Raw genomic sequence first — 18,131 nt, forward strand, 5'->3', positions numbered from 1 at the left:
TCTTGTGTCCGCAGCCCTGCCCATCGGCCTCTGCAACCGCGAAGCAAGGGAGTGGCCCTGTTGGTTCTCGTGGCTTTCGCCGTCCCCGGTCCCGCCCACGGGCAAACCTTCTCCGGCGGGGGCCGGGGCTCCCTCTTCGGGGAGACGCCCCTGGGGGATGCGCTCGATTCCGGGGAGGGAGAAGAGGAGCAGCGCCGGGGGCAGTGGGTGGTGGAGCCGCGGCTCACGCTCGGCGAAACCATCACCGACAACTACAGCCTGGCTCCTCCCGGCGAGGAGGAATGGGATTTGGTCTCGCAGATCACGCCCGGGATCGGTATCGAGGGCGAGGGGAGGCGGGTGCAGGCCTACCTGGACTATCAGGCCCAGAGTCTCTTCTACGTCCGGAATCCCGACACCAACGGGGTATTCCATCAGCTCGACGCCAACGGTACCGGTGAGCTCCTTCGCAACCATCTGTTCCTGGACGCGAGTGCCGCCTATACCCAGCAGCTGATCTCGCCGGCGGGAACGGTGCCGACCTCCAACTTGGTGCCCACGGCGAACCGCACGGACGTGGCCAATTTCCGCGTGAGTCCCTATGCGGTGCAGGAATTCGGCAGCTTCGCCAACGGCCAGGTCCGCTATACCTACGACCGGACGCAGTACGCCAGCGGCGGGCTGTTCGATACGGAGAGCAACGCCATAAGCGGCTCCCTGAACAGCGGGCGCCGGTTTAACGAGCTGGGATGGAGCCTGCGGTATTACCGCGAGAAGGAGCAGCTCGAGGAGCTGCCGGACCGAACCTTCGAGCGCTATTCGGGGGAGCTCAGCTACCGGCTGGGGGCCAAGACCGAAATTTTCGGGGTCGGCGGCTACGAGGACAACGACTATGAAACGCGGCAGCAGGGAACGGACCTCAGCAGTGACTTCTGGGAAGGGGGGCTGCGCTACCACCCGACCCGGCGGACCTCCCTGGAGGGCGCCTTCGGCGAGCGCTATTTCGGTAATACCTGGCGGGTCAACCTCCGCCATCGGGCGCCCGATTCGGAGTGGTTCCTCCGCTATACGGAGACCGTCGAGACCACCACGCAGGTGCAGGACGATCAGCTCCAGTTCCGCCTGACCGATTCCTCCGGGAACACCATCACGGATGAACAGGGCAATCCGGTCATCGTCGAGGTGCCGTTCTCGCTGCAGATCCAGGACGTGTTCCTCCGGAAGCGCCTGTACGGGGAGGTAACCGCCCATACCGCCAAGGCCCAGATCCGGGTTTCCGGGTACGGCGAAAGCCGCGAGTACCAGCGAACCGGCGTGGAGGAGGAAGGCTACGGGGCCGGTGCAGGGATGAACTGGCGCATCGCCCCCCGCACCCGGGCCATCGGCCGGATCTCCTGGGACCGCCACGACCTCGCCTTCCTCGGTGACAGGAATGACGACATCTGGCGGCTGGGGGTGCGTCTTGCCCGGGAGCTGCGGCGCAAGCTGACCGCGTCCCTGGATTACCAATACCTGCGCCGGGATTCCAACCAGCCCGGCGTAGAGTACCGGCAAAACTCGGTGAGCCTCCTGCTCACCAAGGTTTTTTAGGAAGCCGCAATGTACGAGTCCTTTTACAACCTTGAAGCGAAGCCCTTCCAGCTCAGCCCGGATCCGCGGTTCTTCTTCGGCAGCCGCGGCCACCGCCGGGCCCTGGCCTATCTGCGCTACGGGCTTGGGCAGGGCGACGGCTTCGTGGTGGTGACCGGCGGCGTGGGCACCGGGAAGAGCACCCTGGTGCAGATGCTGCTCGCCGAGCTGAAGCGACAGCGGAACGTGGTAGCCGCCCAGCTGGTGATGACGCAGCTCGATCCGGACGATCTGCTGCGCATGGTGGCCGGTGCCCTCGGGCTGGAGAACGAGGGCCTGAGCAAGGCGGCGCTGCTGCGCAAGTTCGAATCCTATCTCCGCAAGCAGCGCCGCGAGGGCAAGCGGGTGCTGCTGCTCCTGGACGAGGCGCAGAACCTCCCCGCCCGCAGCCTGGAATCGCTGCGTATGCTCTCCAACTTCCTCGACGGCGAGCAGCCGCTCATCCAGAGCTTCCTGCTCGGCCAGGCGGAGTTCCGGGACACCCTGTCCTCGCCGCGCCTGGAGCAGATGCGACAGCGGGTCATCGCCAGCTGCCACCTGACCTCCTTCGAGGAGGAGGAGACCCGCAGTTACATCGAGCACCGCCTGCGCAATGTCGGCTGGAAGGACGACCCCGACATCAGCGAGGAGGCCTTCCAGGCCATACATCAGTACACCCGCGGGGTGCCCCGCTCCATCAATACCTTCTGCGACCGGTTGCTGCTGTTCGGCTACCTGGAAGGGCTCCACCAGCTCGACGTGGAGACGGTGGAATCGGTGGCCCAGGAGCTCAACGTGGAGCTTGAAAGCGAGGAAGGGGAGGACGGGGAGGCCGGCTCCACGGACGGCCAATCCCGCATGGCGCGCCTGGAGCGGCGCATCGAGCTTCTGGAGGAGGCCCTGAGCGCCACGCGCGACGGCCTCAATCAGGCCCTGGCCGAGCGGTACGGGTAGTCCGGAATGGAATCGGATCCCGTCATCAGCAATGCCCTGACCGTGGACGTGGAGGACTATTTCCAGGTCTCGGCCTTCGAGGGCCACATCCGCCGGGAGGACTGGGACCGGCTGCCGCACCGCGTGGAGCGGAATACCGACCGGATCCTTCAGCTTTTCGCGGATAAGGGCGCTCGGGCCACCTTCTTCGTGCTCGGCTGGGTGGCGGAGCGCTACCCGGACCTGGTGCGGCGCGTGGCCGACAACGGCCACGAGGTGGCGAGCCACGGCTACAGCCACATCCGCGTAACCGACCATGCTCCCGAGGCGTTCCGGGCCGATGTGCGGACCACCAGGCGGCTGCTCGAGGAGGTCTCCGGGCAGCCGGTGAAGGGCTACCGCGCGGCCAGCTTTTCCATCGGGCGCGACAACGCGTGGGCCTTCGACGTGCTGCAAGAGGAGGGATACCGCTACAGCTCGAGCGTCAACCCCATCCGCCACGACCTCTATGGCATGCCCGACGCGCCGCGTTTCGCCTTCACCGCCAATGCGCAGGGGCTGATCGAGGTGCCCATCTCCACGGTTCCGCTGGCCGGACGCAACAACCCCTGTGGGGGGGGCGGGTTCTTCCGCCTGCTTCCCTATCCCTATTTCCGTTGGGGGATGCGGCGCATCAACCACATGGAGGGCCAGCCGGGGGTCTTTTACTTCCATCCCTGGGAGATCGACCCGGATCAGCCCAGGCAGCGCGGCATCGGCTGGCGGACGCGCTTCCGCCACTACGTCAATCTCCACCGGACCGAGGATCGGCTGAAGCGCCTGCTCGGCGATTTCCGGTGGGACCGCATGGACCGAATTTTCCTGGGGGAAGAGGAGCACGCATGACTGTAACCGGGGTAACGGATCCCGTCATCCGCGAGATGAGCGCCGGCGACGCGGACCGCTGGGACGCCTTCGTCGATGCGGAGCCCGAGGCGACCTTCTTTCACCGGGCGGGCTGGAAACGGGTGCTGGAGGAGGGCCTCGGTCACCGTGCCCATTTCCTGTTCGCCGAGCGGGACGGAGAGGTGGACGGGGTCCTGCCGCTGGGCCGGATCCGCAGCCGCCTGTTCGGCGATTCCCTGATCTCGCTGCCGTTCTGTGTGCGGGCGGGCGTGGTGGGACGCAGCGAGGAAGTCCGTTCCGCCCTGGAGCGGTCGGCCTGCGAGCTGGCCGACCGGTTGGGGGTGGACCACCTGGAGCTGCGCCAGGAGCGTCCGCGCAACCCCGGGTGGCCCACCCAGAGCGAACGCTACGTCAATTTCCGCCGCCGGCTGGATCCCGACCCGGACGCCAACCTCAAGGCGATCCCGCGCAAGCAGCGCGCCATGGTCCGGAAAGGCATGGAAGCCGGCCTGGAAGGGGTGATCGACGACGACCTGGAGCGGTTCTACCCGCTGTATGCGGAGAGCGTCCGTAACCTCGGCACCCCGGTCTTCCCTAAGCGGTACCTGCAGAAGCTGCGGGAGGTGTTCGGCGATGACTGCGAGGTCCTGACCATCGAGCACCGGGGGAGACCCATAAGCAGCGTGCTCAGCTTCTACTTCCGAGACGAGGTGCTGCCCTATTACGGCGGAGGTGGCCCCGGGGCACGGGAGTACAAGGCTAACGATTTCATGTACTGGGACCTCATGCGGCGAGCCACGGAGCGCGGCTACGGCGTCTTCGACTTCGGGCGCAGCAAGCGGGACACCGGCTCCTATAAGTTCAAGAAGCACTGGGGGTTCGAGCCGGAGCCCCTGCACTACGAGTACCACCTGGTGAAAGCCCGGGATGTCCCTGACGTGAGCCCGGCCAATCCCCGCTATCGCCTGTTCGTGGATGGCTGGAAGCGACTTCCCCTCCCGGTGAGCCGGGTCCTCGGTCCCATGATCGCGCGGAATCTCGGATGAGCCACAAGGAACCACTGCTCTTTCTCGCCCACCGGATCCCCTATCCCCCCAACAAGGGGGACAAGATCCGCTCCTTTCATCTGCTGGAGTATCTGTCCCGCCACTACGAGGTGCACTTGGGCGCCTTCGTGGACGACGTGGCCGATTGGCGCTACGCCGATGAGGTGGGCCGGTACTGCACCCGCATCAAGCTGGTCCCCCTGGATCGCGGGCTGGCCCGGGTACGGAGCCTGCGCGGCCTGGTCTCGGGCGACCCGCTTTCCCTGCCGTTCTATCAGGACCGGCGCATGGAGGCCTGGGTCCGGAGCACGCTGCGCAGGGTACGGCCCGGCCGGGTGGTGGTGTTCTCCTCCTCCATGGCCCAGTACGTGCCCCGGGAGCTGGCCCCCGGGGCACGCCGGGTCCTCGACATGGTGGATGTGGACTCCGCCAAGTGGACCCAGTACGGCCGCATGCAGAGCGGTCCCATGCGCTGGGTGTTCCGCCGGGAAGGGCAGCGCCTGCGGGAGCAGGAGCGCAAGGCCGCGGCCGATTTCGATACCACGGTCCTGGTGACCAGGCCCGAGCTGCAGCTGTTCGCCGAGGCGGCGCCGGAATCCCGCCAGCGGCTCGCCTGCGTGGGGAACGGGGTGGACGTGGAGTACTTCGCCCCCTCGCCGCAATTCCGCAGCCCCTATCCCAAGGACCGACCGGTGCTGGCGTTCACCGGGGCCATGGACTATTGGGCCAACGTGGACGCGGTCACCTGGTTCGCTTCCGAGGTCTGGCCGCTTCTGCGCGAGCAAATCCCCGAGGCGCTGTTCTATATCGTCGGGGCCCGGCCCACGGAGCCAGTGCGGAGTCTCGACAATCAGCCGGGCATCCACGTGACCGGCTCCGTCCCCGATATCCGGCCCTATCTGGCCCATGCCCACGGCGCCGTGGCGCCCCTGCGGGTGGCCCGCGGAATACAGAACAAGGTGCTGGAGGCCATGGCCATGGCGCGTCCCGTTGTGGCCACGGGCGCGGCCCTGGACGGCCTGGAGGCGCTGGAGGGCTACCCGCTGCAGGGCGAAGAGCCGGAGTCCCTGGCCCGGGCCGCCGCGGCCGTGCTCTCCGGCGATTGTCCGGTATCCGGGGCGGACCTGCGCGCCTGGGTGCAGGCGCATTACACCTGGGAAGCGCATCTCGAACGCTTCCGGGCCCTGCTGGAAGGGGAGCCGTGGCCGGAGTGCCTGGCCGAGACCGAGCGCGACCGGTCCATGGAGGAGGCCGGATGACCGTGCAGGGACATGAAGAGCTCCGATTGCCCGATCCGGTGCGGGGCTGGACGGAGGCGCGCCCCCTGGTTCTGGCGCTGCTCTACCTGGCGGGCCTGGTGGCCGTCTATCACGAAACGGCCCTGTCCATGGCCGCCATCTGGTGGCGCTCCCAGACCTATGCCCACGGGGTGCTGGTGCTGCCCGTATCCGCCTATTTCCTGTGGCGCCGCCGCCGTCTCCTCGCCTCGCTACCCCTGGGTCCCGACGCGCGGGGCCTGGTGGCCCTGGGTGCCTTGACCGGTACCTGGTTCCTGGCGCAGCGGGCGGAGGTGCTGTTCATGCAGCATCTTGCCCTGGTGGCCATGATTCCCGCGGGGCTCTGGGCGCTGCTCGGCGCCCGCTTCGTGCGGGCCGCGGCGTTTCCCCTGGGATTCCTGATCTTCGCCGTTCCCCTTGGGGAGGGCCTGGTGCCCCTGCTCCGGGATTTCACGGCGACCTTCAGCGTCTCGGCACTGCAGATCACGGGAATACCGGTGTACCGGGAGGGCCACTACATCTCCATTCCCGAGGGACGCTTCCTGGTGGCCGACGCCTGCAGCGGCATCCGCTACCTCATCGCCTCTCTGGCCATCGGCACCCTGTTCGCCTACCTGAACTACCGTTCCCTGTGGCGGCGCTTGGCCTTCATCGCGGCGGCCGCGGCGGTGCCGGTCCTGGCCAACGGCGTCCGGGCCTACGGCATCGTGGTGCTGGCGCACCTCAGTGATATGCGGCTGGCCACCGGGGTGGACCACATTATCTACGGCTGGGTGTTCTTCGGCGTGGTTATGGTGCTGCTTTTCTGGCTGGGCGGCTTCTGGCGGGATGCCCGGTCCGGCGTTCCGGAGGAGCCGGCGCAGGAGGAGCCGGGCCGGATCGGGAGGGGCGCCAGCAACGCTGGTCTGGCCCTGGTCGGGGCGCTGGTGCTGGCCGTCGCGGGGGCCGGTCCGGCCGGGGCCGCCTGGCTTAACCGGAGTGCCAGCGGCTTCTCGGCCACCACGCTGGACCTTCCGCCCGGTAAGGCCGGCTGGCGGGGCCCCGCCCCCGTCGAGGGCACCTGGCACCCGCGCTATAGGGGCGCGGATCGGATGGTGCATCGGGCGTACCGCGGCGGCGAAGGGACGGTTCGCGTACTGCTCATTCATTACCGGAACCAGCAACAGGGAGCGGAACTGATTTCCTCCGGAAACAGCTTGCATAACGGAAAGCATTGGGTGCGGACCGGGGAAGGGCGGGAGACCGCCGATCTGCCCGGTTCCACGGACGGCTTCGGCGTACGGGAGCTCCTGCTCAAGGGCCCCGGAGGGCGGCGCTTGGTCTGGCAGTGGTACGACATCGGCGGCCACGTCACCTCCCGTCCCATAGCGGCCAAGCTCTGGGCGGCCTGGGAGGAGATCCGGAGCGGCCGTCCGGACGCCACCCTGATCGCCGTGGCTACCGATTATGAAGGCCGGCTGGGGCCGGCCCGGAAGCGGCTGTCGCGGTTCCTGGGCGCGTTCCCCGCCATGACCCGGGGGGGACGGTTGGTTCGCGCCATGCAGGGGGAGGGCTCATGACGCCGGCAAGAAGCCCCCGGACCGATGCCCCCGTGGTGGCCCATGTGGTGCATTCCCTGGGTGTGGGCGGCATGGAGAACGGCCTGGTGAACCTCATCAACCGGACCCCGCACCGGGAGCTGCGCCATGTGGTCATCTGCCTGGCGGAATACACGGAGTTCGCCCGCCGCATCGACCCGCCCGTGGAGCTGTACGCCCTCAACAAACGGCCCGGAAAGGATCCCGGGCTCTACCTGCGCCTCTGGCGCCTGCTCCGCGAGCTGCGGCCGGATCTGGTCCACACCCGCAACCTCGCAGCCATCGAGGCCCATCTTCCGGCCACCCTGGCCGGGGTGCGGCATCGGGTGCACGGCGAGCACGGCTGGGACATGGCGGACCTGTCCGGGGCGAACCGGCGGTATCGGCGCCTGCGGCGGATGCTGCGTCCCCTGGTCCATCACTTCATTCCCCTTTCCGGTGACCTGGAGGACTACCTGGCCCGGGGGGTGGGAGTACGGGAGCACCGCATGACCCGGATCTGCAACGGTGTGGACGTCCAGCACTTCCATCCCGGGAAGGAACGGGAGCGGCTCCCCGAAGAGGCGGGATTCCCTCCGGAGGCGCGCATCATCGGCTGGGCCGGACGCATGGAAGGGGAGAAGGACCCCCTGGGGCTGGTGCGGGCCTTCATCCGCCTGGTGGAGGAGGCTGGCGAGGCTGCACGGGCCGCGCGACTGGTGATGATCGGCGGCGGATCCCTCTATCCCCGGGTGCGCGCGGAGCTGGAAGAGGCCGGCCTGCTGGACCGGGCCTGGCTTCCCGGAGAGCGCGAGGACCTCGCCGGGATCTACCGCGCGCTGGACCTCTTCGTGCTGCCCTCCTTGGCCGAAGGGATCTCCAATACCGTGCTCGAGGCCATGGCCTCGGGGGTTCCGGTGGTTGTCACCCGGGTGGGCGGCAATCCCGAGCTGGTGGTGGAGGGGGAGACCGGCGACCTGGTGCCTCCCGGTGATCCCGAAGCCCTGGCCGGGGCCCTGGCCGGGCTGCTGGGGGAGCCGGACCGCCTGGTCCGCATGGGGTCGGCGGCCCGGAGGCGGGCGGAGGCCCGATACAGCATCGATGCCATGGTGGCGGCCTATCTGGACGTCTATCGCCGGGTACTCGGCCAGGGTCCCGACTCCCTGGCCGGTCGGACCATGCCGGAAGGGGAGGCGCGCTGATGTGCGGTCTGGTGGGCTTGTTCGATACCCGGGAGGAACGGCCGGTGGGCCGCGCCCTCCTGGAGGCCATGAACGATCGGCTGTATCACCGGGGTCCCGACGGCTCGGGCACCCATCTGGAGCCGGGGCTCGGGCTCGGCCATCGGCGGCTCGCCATCATCGACCTGGACGGCGGGGACCAGCCCCTGTTCAGCGAGGATGGCTCCGTGGCCGTGGTCTACAACGGCGAGATCTACAATTTCCGGGAGCTGGCGGAGCAGCTGCGTAACCGGGGCTACCGTTTCCGGACCCGCTGCGACACCGAGGTGATCGTCCATGCCTGGCGGGAATGGGGGAAGGATTGCGTGCACCGCTTCCGGGGCATGTTCGCTTTCGCCGTCTGGGACCGGGCGCACCGGACGGTCTTTCTGGCCCGGGATCGGATCGGCATCAAGCCCCTCCACTACGCCGTGCTGGAGGACGGCACCCTGGCTTTCGCCTCGGAGCTGAAGGCCCTGCTCCTCCATCCCGGGCTGTCCCGCGAGCTGGATTACCGGGCCGTGGAGGAATACTTCGCCTACGGCTACATCCCGGACCCGAAAACCATCCTGAAGGGGGTGCACAAGCTCCCGCCGGGTCACCGGCTGACGGTCCGTCGCGGGGCGCCCGTTCCCGCGCCGGAGCCCTACTGGGACGTGCCGTTCTCGGACGGCGGCACCGCGCCGGATGAAAGGGCCGCGGGGGAGGAGCTCGGCGGGTACCTGGCCGAGGCGGTTTCCATCCGGCGGATAGCCGACGTGCCGGTGGGGGCCTTCCTCTCCGGAGGCGTGGATTCGAGCGCCGTGGTGGCCATGCTTGCGCAGGCGGACGACGAGCCGGTGCGCACCTGCTCCATTTCCTTCGGCGACCCCCGCTTCAACGAGGCGTCCCACGCCGCCCATGTGGCCGAGCGCTACGGCACCGATCATAGCGTCCAGGAGGTGAATCCCCAGGATTTCGACCTCGTGGACCGCCTGGCGGGGATCTACGACGAGCCCTTCGCCGACAGCTCGGCCATGCCCACCTACCGGGTCTGCGAGCAAGCCCGGAAGCGGGTCACCGTGGCCCTGTCCGGGGACGGCGGCGACGAGAACTTCGCCGGCTACCGGCGCTATCGGTGGCACCTGCACGAGGAAGGGGTGCGCCGGCACGTCCCGCAAGCCCTGCGCGGTCCGCTGTTCGGCAGCCTTGCAGCCGTTTATCCCAAGCTCAACCGGGCGCCGCGCATCTTTCGGGCCAAGGCCACCCTGGAATCCGTTTCCCGGCCGAGCCTGGAGGCCTACCTGGACAACATGGGCGTGGTGCCCGACAGCATCCGCGCCCGGCTGTTCACCCCCCGGTTCCGGCAGGCGCTCCAGGGCTATCACGCCGCGGAGGTGCTGCGCGGTCACGCCGAGAATGCCCCGGAGCATCCGCTCTCCCAAGTCCAATACCTGGACATGAAGACCTATCTGCCGGGCGACATCCTGACCAAGGTGGACCGGGCCAGCATGGCCAATTCCCTGGAGGTGCGGGTCCCGGTGCTCGATCACCACTTCGTGGAATGGGCGGCGGGCCTTCCGCCGGAGCTCAAGTACCACAGGGGGGAGGGCAAGTACCTCTTCAAGAAGGCCATGCGACCCCACCTGCCGGACGAGGTGCTGTACCGGCGCAAGATGGGCTTCGCGGTCCCCCTCGATGAGTGGTTCCGGGGGCCCTTGCGGGACAAGGTGCGCGAGGCCCTGCTCGGCCCGATTCTCCAGGATACGGGGATCTTCCGACGCGAAGCCCTGGAGGGCCTGCTGGAGCAGCACCAATCGGGGAAATGGGACCACAGCGCCGTCCTCTGGTCGCTCCTGATGTTCGCTGCCTTCCTGCGTCAGCTGGAGAAGGAGCCGGTGGTCGCCAGGGAGGAGCTCCACGGGGATTACGCGACGCCATGAGCGGCCGGGACAGTTCGTCACGCACGGGAGCCCGCGGAATGCGGATTCTGTATCACCACCGGACCCGGGCGGAGGATGCCCAGGGGGTCCACATCGAGGCCCTGTGCCGGGCCTTCGAGCATCTGGGGCACGAGGTGAACCTGGTGGGGCCCGCGACGCCCTCGGGGAACGGCGGGGAGCGAAGCGGATCGCGCGACAACGCCACCCTGTTCGGCCGGGCCATGCCCCATTGGCTCTACGAGGTGCTCGCGCTGGGCTACAACGTGCCCGCCTTTTTCCTCCTGGTGGGGCAAATGCTTCGCCAGCGCCCGGATGTGGTGTACGAGCGCTACGCCCTGTTCAACGTGTCGGGCCGGCTCGCGGCGGCGTTATTCCGCGTTCCCTTCATCCTGGAGGTGAACGCGCCCCTCAGCGAGGAGATGCAGGAGCACGGCGGCCTAGTGCTCCGCGGTCTGGCGCGGCGGACGGAGAACTGGCTGTGCAGGAGTGCCACCCGGACGGTGGTGGTTTCTTCGGCCATGCGCGAGGTGTTCACCCGGCGCGGACTCCCGGAGGAGCGTTTCCTGGTCATCCCCAACGCCGTGGACCGGGCGCGCTTCCATCCCGGCGTCGACGGGGCCCCCGTGCGCCGAGAGCTGGGGCTGGGGGCGCGGTTCACGGTGGGCTTCGTGGGCTGGATCCGGCCCTGGCACGGGGTGGCGGACCTGCTGGAGGCCTTCGCCCTGCTGGTGCGGAAAAAGCCCGAGGCGGTCCTGCTCCTGGTGGGGGATGGGCCGGCGGTGCCGGAGCTGCGGGAACGGGCGGAGGCGCTGGGCCTCGCGGAACAGGTGATATTCACCGGCGCGGTAGCCCGGGAAGCCGTTCCCGGGTACGTGGGGGCCATGGACGTGGCGGTTCAGCCGAACGTCACCAGCTATGCCTCCCCCATCAAGCTCTTCGAGTACCTGGCGGCCGGGCGTGCCGTGGTGGCCCCGAACCGGCCCAACATCACCGAGGTGGTTCGGGAGGGGCGCGAAGGGCTGCTATTCCAGCCGGGGAACGTGGAGCAGCTGGCCGGACAGCTTTCCCGGCTGGCGCTCGACGGCGACTTGCGCCGGGAGCTGGCCCGCAAGGCGGCGAATACCGTGGAAGAGCGGGGCTTTTTCTGGGAGGCGAACGCCCGGCGGGTGCTTGGCGCCGTGGAGCCCCGCGCCGTGGGGGAGGCCTGAATGCTGATGGAGCGGAGCCCGCGCAGCGCGGCCGCCCGGGCGGTCCCGCGCGAGGAGGCGCCCCGGGTGGTGGTGCTGAGCCACCTGTTCCCCCATTCCGGCGACCCGGGGGCGGGGCTGTTCATCCGCGAGCGCATGTTCCGGGTGGCCCGGCACATCCCACTGGTGGTGGTAAGCCCGGTTCCCTGGTTCCCGTTCCAGGGCATTTTGCGGCGTTTCCGGCCCAACTTCCGGCCACCCGCGCCGTATCACGAGCAGCAGGGCGGTGTGGACGTCTATTTCCCCCGCTATTTCTCCGTTCCCGGGTTCGGCAAGAGCCTGGACGGCCTGTTCGAAGCCCTGGGGGCCCTGCGCCTGCTGCGCAGGCTGCGTCGCGACTGGGGGGCGGAGATCATCGATGCCCATTTCGCCTACCCGGACGGCTATGCCGCCGGGCGTCTCGGGCGCTGGCTCGGGCTCCCCGTAACCGTGACCCTGCGCGGCACGGAGCCGCCGCTGGCGCGAACCCGGTTTGGGCGGGTCCTGCTCCGGGGTGTCCTGAAGCGGGCCGACCGCATCTTTTCCGTATCCGCCTCCCTGCAGGCCCTGGCCCGGCGAATGGGAGCGTCCCGGGAGCGGACCCGGGTAATTCCCAACGGCGTGGACACCGAAAAGTTCCAGCCCATTGACCGGGGCACGGCCCGCCGTGACCTGGGCATCCCCGAGACGGCCCCGGTGATCGTCTCCGTGGGGGCCCTGGTGGAGCGCAAGGGGTTCCATCGGGTCATGGAGGTCCTGCCGGCCCTCAGGGAGCACTTCCCGGGCCTGCGCTACCTCATCGTCGGCGGTCCGGGACCGGAGGGGGATATGGGCGCTTACCTGCGGGAACGCGTCCAGAGCCTCGGGCTGGAGGACACCGTGCATTTCCTCGGCCCCATGGCCCCGGAGGCGCTGTGCCGGCCTCTGTCCGCGGCCGACCTGTTCGTATTGGCCACCAGCCACGAGGGCTGGGCGAACGTCTTCCTGGAGGCCATGGCCTGCGGTCTGCCGGTGGTTACTACCGACGTGGGCGGCAATCGGGAGGTGGTCTCGGAGTCGACCGTGGGAAGGATCGTTCCCTTCGGAAGCCCGGAGGCCCTGGAGGCGGGACTGCGGGAAGCCCTCGCCACTTCCTGGGATCACCGGGCAATCCGCGAATACGCGGTCCGGAACGGCTGGGATGCGCGGATCGCCACCGTGGTTGATGAGCTCACCAGTCTCGTTTCCTCGGCTAGGAAAGGTAGCTGATGTCGTTCCCGCCGGACGTATATCTGATCGGAGCCCCAAAGGCCGGCACCACCACGCTGGCGGAGATCCTGGAGACCCATCCGGAGGTAACGGTTTCCACTCCCAAGGAGCCCCACTACTTCACCCAGAACTGGGACCGGGACCTGGACTGGTACCGGGCGCGCTTCCCGGCCGGAGTGGGGGGGATGCTGGTGGACGCCTCCACGAGCTACGCCGCCGATCCTCTGGGGACGGTTGCGGAAAGCCCGCTTTCGGGTGTTCCGGAGCGAATCCGGCAGGTGAATCCGGACGCCCGGTTCATCTACGTGGTGCGCGAGCCCGTGGCCAGGACCTACTCGGCCTATTGGCACGATGTACGGCTCGGGTACGAGCGGCTCCCCTTCTGGGAGGCCATCACCGAGGACCCCACCTATCTGGCCACCAGCGACTACGCGGCCCAGCTGGAAAAATACTTACCGTATTTTGATCCGGACAGATTCCTGATTCTTACCGCGGAAGCGCTGTGGAAGGATAATTTGGAAGTGGCCAACAAATGCTTCGCTTTCATGGGGCTGGAAGCAATGGAGGAGGCCTCCCTGCCTTCCCTGCACAAGAACAAATCATACGCCTACAACGGACTGGGCCGCTATGTCTTCGGGCTCTTGAACAGCGACAGCAACCTGAAGAGGGCCTCGGATCTGGCGAAGAAAATCCTGCCCGATAGCGCCTATAAAGCCCTGGGCCGCGCTTTGACCAAGGAAATCCCACCCATCCGCCCGTGGCAGCGGGCCCGGCTGGAGGAGCTTTTCGCCGCCAAGAATGAAAGATTCCGGGAGCTTACCGGGGTGGAGACAGGGTACAAGGAGCCCGGAGACCTGCGTGAGGAAACCGCCGGTTCCGGGGCGAACGGGCCCGTGCGGGAAGAAGGCTGAGCCGCCCATGCGGGATCGAGGCGTAAAGGCATTGAAGAATCTCCACCTGTATCGGAGGGCCCGAGAGGAAACATGACCTATCTAGGGGGGAAAATCGCGTCTGGGGCGGCATGGATGGTGTCCATGCGGCTGGTGGTCAGAAGCATCGGTCTCCTGAGCACAATCATCGTGGCCCGGTTGCTTTCCCCCGCGGATTTCGGGCTGGTGGCCCTGGCCACTTCCATATATGCCTTGGTGGAGTTCCTGGGGGCCTTCGGGTTCGGGGAGGCCATCATCCAGCGGCACGATACCGACCGCAGCCACTACGACACCGCCTGGACCCTGAATCTCGCCTTCGGCGTGCTGGCGGCAACCGCAATGGCCCTGATGGCGGGGCCGGTGGCGGGCTTCTTCGATGAGCCGCGCCTGGAGCTGATCATCTATGTCCTGGCCCTGACCGCCTTCATCGATCAGGCCCACAACATCGGCGTGGAGGCCCTGCGCAAGGAGCTGGAGATGCAAAAGATCTTCCAGCTTCAAGTGGTCGAGAAGGTGGTGGCGTTTTTCACCACGGTCACGCTGGCGTATCTGTACGAGAGCTATTGGGCGCTCGTGGCCGGAATGGCCATCGGAACTGTCGCTTTCTCCGTTACCTCCTTCCTGATCACCCCGTTCCGGCCGCGTTTTTCCCTGGCGAGGTTCCAGGAGCTCTTCGTGTTTTCCAGGTGGCTGTTCCTCACGAACATCCTTTCCTACGGGGACAGGAAATCCGGTTCGATCATCATCGGCAAGCTCGCCGGGGCCTCCTCCATCGGCATCTTCAGCGTGTCCCAGAACATCGCCCATATCCCCGCCGTGGAGCTGGTAAAGCCCTTGAACCAGGCCCTGTTCCCCGGCTACTCCAAGGTCAAGAACGAGCCCGGCACCCTGCGCCGCTATTACCTGAAGTCCCTGTCCCTGGTTTCCCTGGTGGTGTTCCCGACGGCAACGGGACTGGCCATTACCGCCCCTGGCCTGATCCCCCTGTTATTGGGTGAGCAATGGGAACAGGCCATTCCGGTGATGCAGGTGCTTGCCGTCGCGGGCATCGCCCAGGCCCTGGCCATCGTGAACATGAGCATCCACTTGGCCATTAATCAGCCGCACCTTACCACCGTTTTCAACGGCGTGAAGGTGCTGCTGCTGATCCCGTCCATGATCTACGCGGTTTTCCATTGGGGGGCCATCGGCGCCGCCTGGGCCTATCTGTGCGTGAACCTCCTGCTGGCGCCCACACGCATCTGGGTGGTCAAGCGCTCCCTGGCGCTCCGGGGGCGGGGGATCGCTGAGGCCTTGTGGCGTCCGATCACCGCCACGCTGGTCATGGCGGCGGCCGTCTACGGCATGGGCCTCTATCTCGGCGATGCCCCGGTAGCCGTCCGTCTGCCGGGCCAGATCACGGCCGGTGTGGTGGTTTTCTCGGCCATGGTGCTGGGCCTCTGGAGACTGGCGGGACGTCCGGAAGGCGGAGAGGAGTTCGTGATGCACCAGCTACGCGGGCTCCTGCCGGGTCGGGTCCGGTTCGGCTGACCCGATGGGGTGGGGCCGGCCCTCGATTCATTCCGGAAACCGGGAAGGCTTCGGAGGGTCGCGCGGATAAGTGGGCAAAGGGGGGGAGGAACATGGATGACGCGTATTGCCTATGTCCTGGATGCGTTTCCGGCCTGGTCGGAAACCTTCGTGCTGAACGAACTGCTGGAGATGCAGCGCCGGGGGCTCGAGCCCTGGGTGTTCGCACTCGACGAAGGCGAGCAAGGGGTTAGCCACCCGGGTGTCGACGAGGTTCTCCCCCGTACGGCGTATCTGGGCCCGCGGGCGGGAGGGTGGACCGGGCTGCTGGAAGCTTCCGGCGCCCTTCTGACTAGGCCCGGGGGATGGATGAGGACGGAGCGCTGGGCGCGGGCCCTGGGCCCTCCGTATCCGTGGCTGCATCGCGCGACCGCTCCCGTGGCCAAGCGTCTCCAGGCATTGGGCATCTCGCGGATCCATGTGCATTTCGGGGGACCCGCCCTGCGGTGGGCGGTGCTCATGGCCCGGGAAAGCGGAATACCGCTGTCCGCCACCCTGCACCGCTATGACCTGTTTTCCCGGCCACTCCCGGAGCTGCGGGCGGTGGAAGAAGGCGTGGACTTCTGGGTAACGGTTTCGGACTTCAATAAGCGGTTCATGACCGAGCGTCTGGGGCTCAGGGGCGAAAAGATCGAGGTCCTGCCCTGCGGAGTGGACACGCAGTATTTCTCGCCGGCGGCCCGGGTGGAAGTGCGGTCGGGGAAAATCCTAACGGTGGCCCGCCTGGCGGAGGAGAAGGGCCTATTTTACCTGGTTGAGGCCGCGCACCAGCTCCGGACACAGGGACACGATTTCGAGTGGATCGTTCTGGGGGGCGGACCGCAGAAGGAGGCCGTGGAGGACGCGATCCGCGACAGGGAGCTGCAGGGCCGGGTAAAGCTGGTGGGACCGGGAAACAGCGCCGACGTCCGCCGTCACCTACGGGAGTCCCGGGTCTTTGTGCTGCCGAGCCTGTCCGAAGGCGCCCCTATTTCCTATATGGAGGCCATGTCCGTAGGGGTGGCGGTGGTAGGTACGGATGTTCAGGGCGTCCCGGAACTGGTATTGGATGGGAAAACGGGTTTTCTCGTACCGCCACGCAGCGGGCGGGCCCTGGCCGAAAAGATCGGCTATTTACTCGAAAATCCGGGTGTCGCGGACAGATTGGGCTCGGAGGGGCGGCGACATGCGGTATCGAATCTCAGTCTCCGCGTCCAGGGCGGCAAGCTGGCAGGAATGTGGCAAGACAGCCGGTCCCGGTAGGCCCGCTGCGTGCGATCGGGACAGTCGCCCGGGGACCGATGCTCCGTGCGCCTTTGGAAGGCCGGGAGGCCGGCTTCCGGGGGCTAAGCCCCTCCGGTACCCCGTCGACAAAAGGGCTCCGCGTTTACGGTGAAAATTTCCATCACCAATGCTGTCGCTCTGAACGGCGGGGACGCGGCCATCCTCACCGGCATGCACGAGATGTTCAGGGAGGCCTTCGGGCCGGAGGTGCGCATCACGGTATTCGACAAGAATCCGGAGGTTTCGGCCGTTCTGTTTCCGGACATGGAATTCCGGGAGTCCCCGTATTTCCTTCTGGAGCGCGAGCCTGCCTGGGCCGCGGTGATCCCCAGCTGGAAAGTGCAGCGGTTCGTGACCGGCCTATTGAGACGGCTGAGAAAGGCGGGCTTCTGGGCCTCCGTCTGGAAGGTGCGGATCTTCGGGGGCGGGGCTCCGCATTGGATGCCGGGCCCGGCGCTCCGGCGGAGCCTAGAGGCCTATCTCGATTCCGACGCCGTGGTGAGCGCCGGGGGAACCTATCTGGTGGAAAGCTACTCCATGGCGCCGCAGCTGTTCGATTACCGGCTCGCGATACGCCTTGGCAAGCCCCTGTATTTGTTCACGCAATCCATGGGTCCCTTCCGGTCCCCGTGGAACCGGAAAAAGCTGTATGCGGCATTCCGGCACGCCCGGCTCATCTTTCTCCGGGATCCGGTCTCCCTGGAGCATGTGAGAAGCCTGGGGAAGCTGGAAACCCCGCTTGTCCAGGCGGCAGACGCCGCCTTCGTGCTCCGGGAGCAGGCGCCGTTGCCCGGGGAGCGAGCCCCTTCGCCACCGGGCCGCTTCAAGGTGGTTGTCTCGGTAAGGGAATGGGGCAATTTCTCCCACCTGGGCAGCGAGGCCGGAATGGAGAACTATAAAAAGGCGATCCGGGACGCGGTTTCGCACCTGGTGACTGACCATGGGGCGGAAGTGCTGTTCCTGTCCACCTGTCAGGGTGTGCCCCAGTACGCTACCGATGACGCGAAGCTGGCGACGGAGATCGTCCTCATGCTGGGAGAGCGAGAGCGGAGGCAGGTGTCCGTGCATGCGGATTTCATTGCGGCGCAGGGAATCAGGGAGATGCTGTCGGACTGTGATTTCGTCATCGCCACCCGGCTCCACATGGCCATTCTGGCGCTGACCATGGAAGTCCCCGTTCTCCCGGTGGCCTACGAATACAAGACCGCGCAGCTGTTCGAAAGGATGGGGCTCGGCGAGTGGGTTACCGGGATCGAGGATATGGACGACGCGTTTTGCGGCCGGGTCGACCGGTTCATCGAGAGGCTGCCCGCATTGCGGCGGACCATGCTCGATTTCGCGCGTGAGGAATCGGCCCGGGCCAGGATGCCCGCGTATATGGTCCGCGAGGACCTTGCCGGAGGGCGGTTTCCACAAATTTTCGCATCCTCCTAGAAGGTCGGACGCCGGTGTACAGGTCGTGGGAAAGAA

General features: G+C 67.2%; 14 protein-coding genes. All 14 read left to right on the forward strand.

The window, feature by feature from the left end:
* The first annotated feature begins 69 nt into the window (after window positions 1-69).
* The 14 genes from ACERLL_RS08950 to ACERLL_RS09015 all read left to right on the forward strand — a co-directional run bounded on the left by ACERLL_RS08950 (window position 70) and on the right by ACERLL_RS09015 (window position 18,095).
* Window positions 70-1,569: a TIGR03016 family PEP-CTERM system-associated outer membrane protein gene (locus ACERLL_RS08950; RefSeq protein WP_373655795.1), complete on the forward strand. Its 1,500-nt coding sequence runs from the start codon at window positions 70-72 to the stop codon at window positions 1,567-1,569.
* A 9-nt stretch (window positions 1,570-1,578) separates the two neighbouring features.
* Window positions 1,579-2,541, forward strand: coding sequence for an XrtA/PEP-CTERM system-associated ATPase (locus ACERLL_RS08955; RefSeq protein WP_373655734.1), 963 nt, complete (start codon window positions 1,579-1,581; stop codon window positions 2,539-2,541).
* A 6-nt stretch (window positions 2,542-2,547) separates the two neighbouring features.
* Window positions 2,548-3,405 (forward strand): XrtA system polysaccharide deacetylase, encoded by an 858-nt coding sequence (locus tag ACERLL_RS08960; protein ID WP_373655735.1) that lies wholly within the window; start codon window positions 2,548-2,550, stop codon window positions 3,403-3,405.
* Window positions 3,402-4,451, forward strand: coding sequence for a FemAB family XrtA/PEP-CTERM system-associated protein (locus tag ACERLL_RS08965; protein WP_373655736.1), 1,050 nt, complete (start codon window positions 3,402-3,404; stop codon window positions 4,449-4,451). Before ACERLL_RS08960 ends, ACERLL_RS08965 begins: the two co-directional genes overlap by 4 nt.
* Window positions 4,448-5,710, forward strand: a complete 1,263-nt coding sequence (locus ACERLL_RS08970) for a TIGR03087 family PEP-CTERM/XrtA system glycosyltransferase (RefSeq protein ID WP_373655737.1) — start codon at window positions 4,448-4,450, stop codon at window positions 5,708-5,710. Before ACERLL_RS08965 ends, ACERLL_RS08970 begins: the two co-directional genes overlap by 4 nt.
* A complete protein-coding gene (gene xrtA / locus ACERLL_RS08975) occupies window positions 5,707-7,287 on the forward strand; it encodes an exosortase A (RefSeq protein WP_373655738.1) in 1,581 nt (526 codons plus the stop codon). The genes ACERLL_RS08970 and xrtA overlap by 4 nt, the downstream gene beginning before the upstream one ends.
* Window positions 7,284-8,486, forward strand: coding sequence for a TIGR03088 family PEP-CTERM/XrtA system glycosyltransferase (locus tag ACERLL_RS08980; protein WP_373655739.1), 1,203 nt, complete (start codon window positions 7,284-7,286; stop codon window positions 8,484-8,486). The genes xrtA and ACERLL_RS08980 overlap by 4 nt, the downstream gene beginning before the upstream one ends.
* On the forward strand, window positions 8,486-10,426 hold the full coding sequence (locus tag ACERLL_RS08985; RefSeq protein WP_373655740.1) for an XrtA/PEP-CTERM system amidotransferase: 1,941 nt from the start codon (window positions 8,486-8,488) through the stop codon (window positions 10,424-10,426). Before ACERLL_RS08980 ends, ACERLL_RS08985 begins: the two co-directional genes overlap by 1 nt.
* Before the next feature lie 38 nt (window positions 10,427-10,464).
* Entirely contained in the window at window positions 10,465-11,634 is a 1,170-nt protein-coding gene (locus tag ACERLL_RS08990) for a glycosyltransferase family 4 protein (RefSeq protein ID WP_373655741.1), read from the forward strand.
* A 6-nt stretch (window positions 11,635-11,640) separates the two neighbouring features.
* Window positions 11,641-12,900, forward strand: coding sequence for a glycosyltransferase (locus ACERLL_RS08995; RefSeq protein ID WP_373655796.1), 1,260 nt, complete (start codon window positions 11,641-11,643; stop codon window positions 12,898-12,900).
* Window positions 12,900-13,811: a sulfotransferase domain-containing protein gene (locus tag ACERLL_RS09000; RefSeq protein WP_373655742.1), complete on the forward strand. Its 912-nt coding sequence runs from the start codon at window positions 12,900-12,902 to the stop codon at window positions 13,809-13,811. Before ACERLL_RS08995 ends, ACERLL_RS09000 begins: the two co-directional genes overlap by 1 nt.
* 72 nt (window positions 13,812-13,883) lie before the next feature.
* Window positions 13,884-15,359: a lipopolysaccharide biosynthesis protein gene (locus tag ACERLL_RS09005; protein WP_373655743.1), complete on the forward strand. Its 1,476-nt coding sequence runs from the start codon at window positions 13,884-13,886 to the stop codon at window positions 15,357-15,359.
* A 96-nt stretch (window positions 15,360-15,455) separates the two neighbouring features.
* Window positions 15,456-16,640: a glycosyltransferase family 4 protein gene (locus ACERLL_RS09010; RefSeq protein WP_373655744.1), complete on the forward strand. Its 1,185-nt coding sequence runs from the start codon at window positions 15,456-15,458 to the stop codon at window positions 16,638-16,640.
* Window positions 16,641-16,769: 129 nt separating this feature from the next.
* Window positions 16,770-18,095, forward strand: a complete 1,326-nt coding sequence (locus ACERLL_RS09015) for a polysaccharide pyruvyl transferase family protein (protein ID WP_373655745.1) — start codon at window positions 16,770-16,772, stop codon at window positions 18,093-18,095.
* The last annotated feature ends 36 nt before the right edge of the window (window positions 18,096-18,131 follow it).

The organism is Thiohalorhabdus sp. Cl-TMA (assembly GCF_041821045.1).
Taxonomy (GTDB): domain Bacteria; phylum Pseudomonadota; class Gammaproteobacteria; order Thiohalorhabdales; family Thiohalorhabdaceae; genus Thiohalorhabdus; species Thiohalorhabdus methylotropha.

Excerpts from the sequence above, each read along its gene's own strand:
- ACERLL_RS09010 (WP_373655744.1), top strand. The coding sequence starts at position 15,456 with ATGACGCGTATTGCCTATGTCCTGGATGCGTTTCCGGCCTGGTCGGAA.
- ACERLL_RS08965 (WP_373655736.1), top strand. The coding sequence starts at position 3,402 with ATGACTGTAACCGGGGTAACGGATCCCGTCATCCGCGAGATGAGCGCC.
- ACERLL_RS08995 (WP_373655796.1), top strand. The coding sequence starts at position 11,641 with ATGGAGCGGAGCCCGCGCAGCGCGGCCGCCCGGGCGGTCCCGCGCGAG.
- ACERLL_RS08980 (WP_373655739.1), top strand. The coding sequence starts at position 7,284 with ATGACGCCGGCAAGAAGCCCCCGGACCGATGCCCCCGTGGTGGCCCAT.
- ACERLL_RS09000 (WP_373655742.1), top strand. The coding sequence starts at position 12,900 with ATGTCGTTCCCGCCGGACGTATATCTGATCGGAGCCCCAAAGGCCGGC.
- ACERLL_RS08960 (WP_373655735.1), top strand. The coding sequence starts at position 2,548 with ATGGAATCGGATCCCGTCATCAGCAATGCCCTGACCGTGGACGTGGAG.
- ACERLL_RS08990 (WP_373655741.1), top strand. The coding sequence starts at position 10,465 with ATGCGGATTCTGTATCACCACCGGACCCGGGCGGAGGATGCCCAGGGG.
- ACERLL_RS09005 (WP_373655743.1), top strand. The coding sequence starts at position 13,884 with ATGACCTATCTAGGGGGGAAAATCGCGTCTGGGGCGGCATGGATGGTG.
- ACERLL_RS08955 (WP_373655734.1), top strand. The coding sequence starts at position 1,579 with ATGTACGAGTCCTTTTACAACCTTGAAGCGAAGCCCTTCCAGCTCAGC.
- xrtA (WP_373655738.1), top strand. The coding sequence starts at position 5,707 with ATGACCGTGCAGGGACATGAAGAGCTCCGATTGCCCGATCCGGTGCGG.
- ACERLL_RS08985 (WP_373655740.1), top strand. The coding sequence starts at position 8,486 with ATGTGCGGTCTGGTGGGCTTGTTCGATACCCGGGAGGAACGGCCGGTG.
- ACERLL_RS08970 (WP_373655737.1), top strand. The coding sequence starts at position 4,448 with ATGAGCCACAAGGAACCACTGCTCTTTCTCGCCCACCGGATCCCCTAT.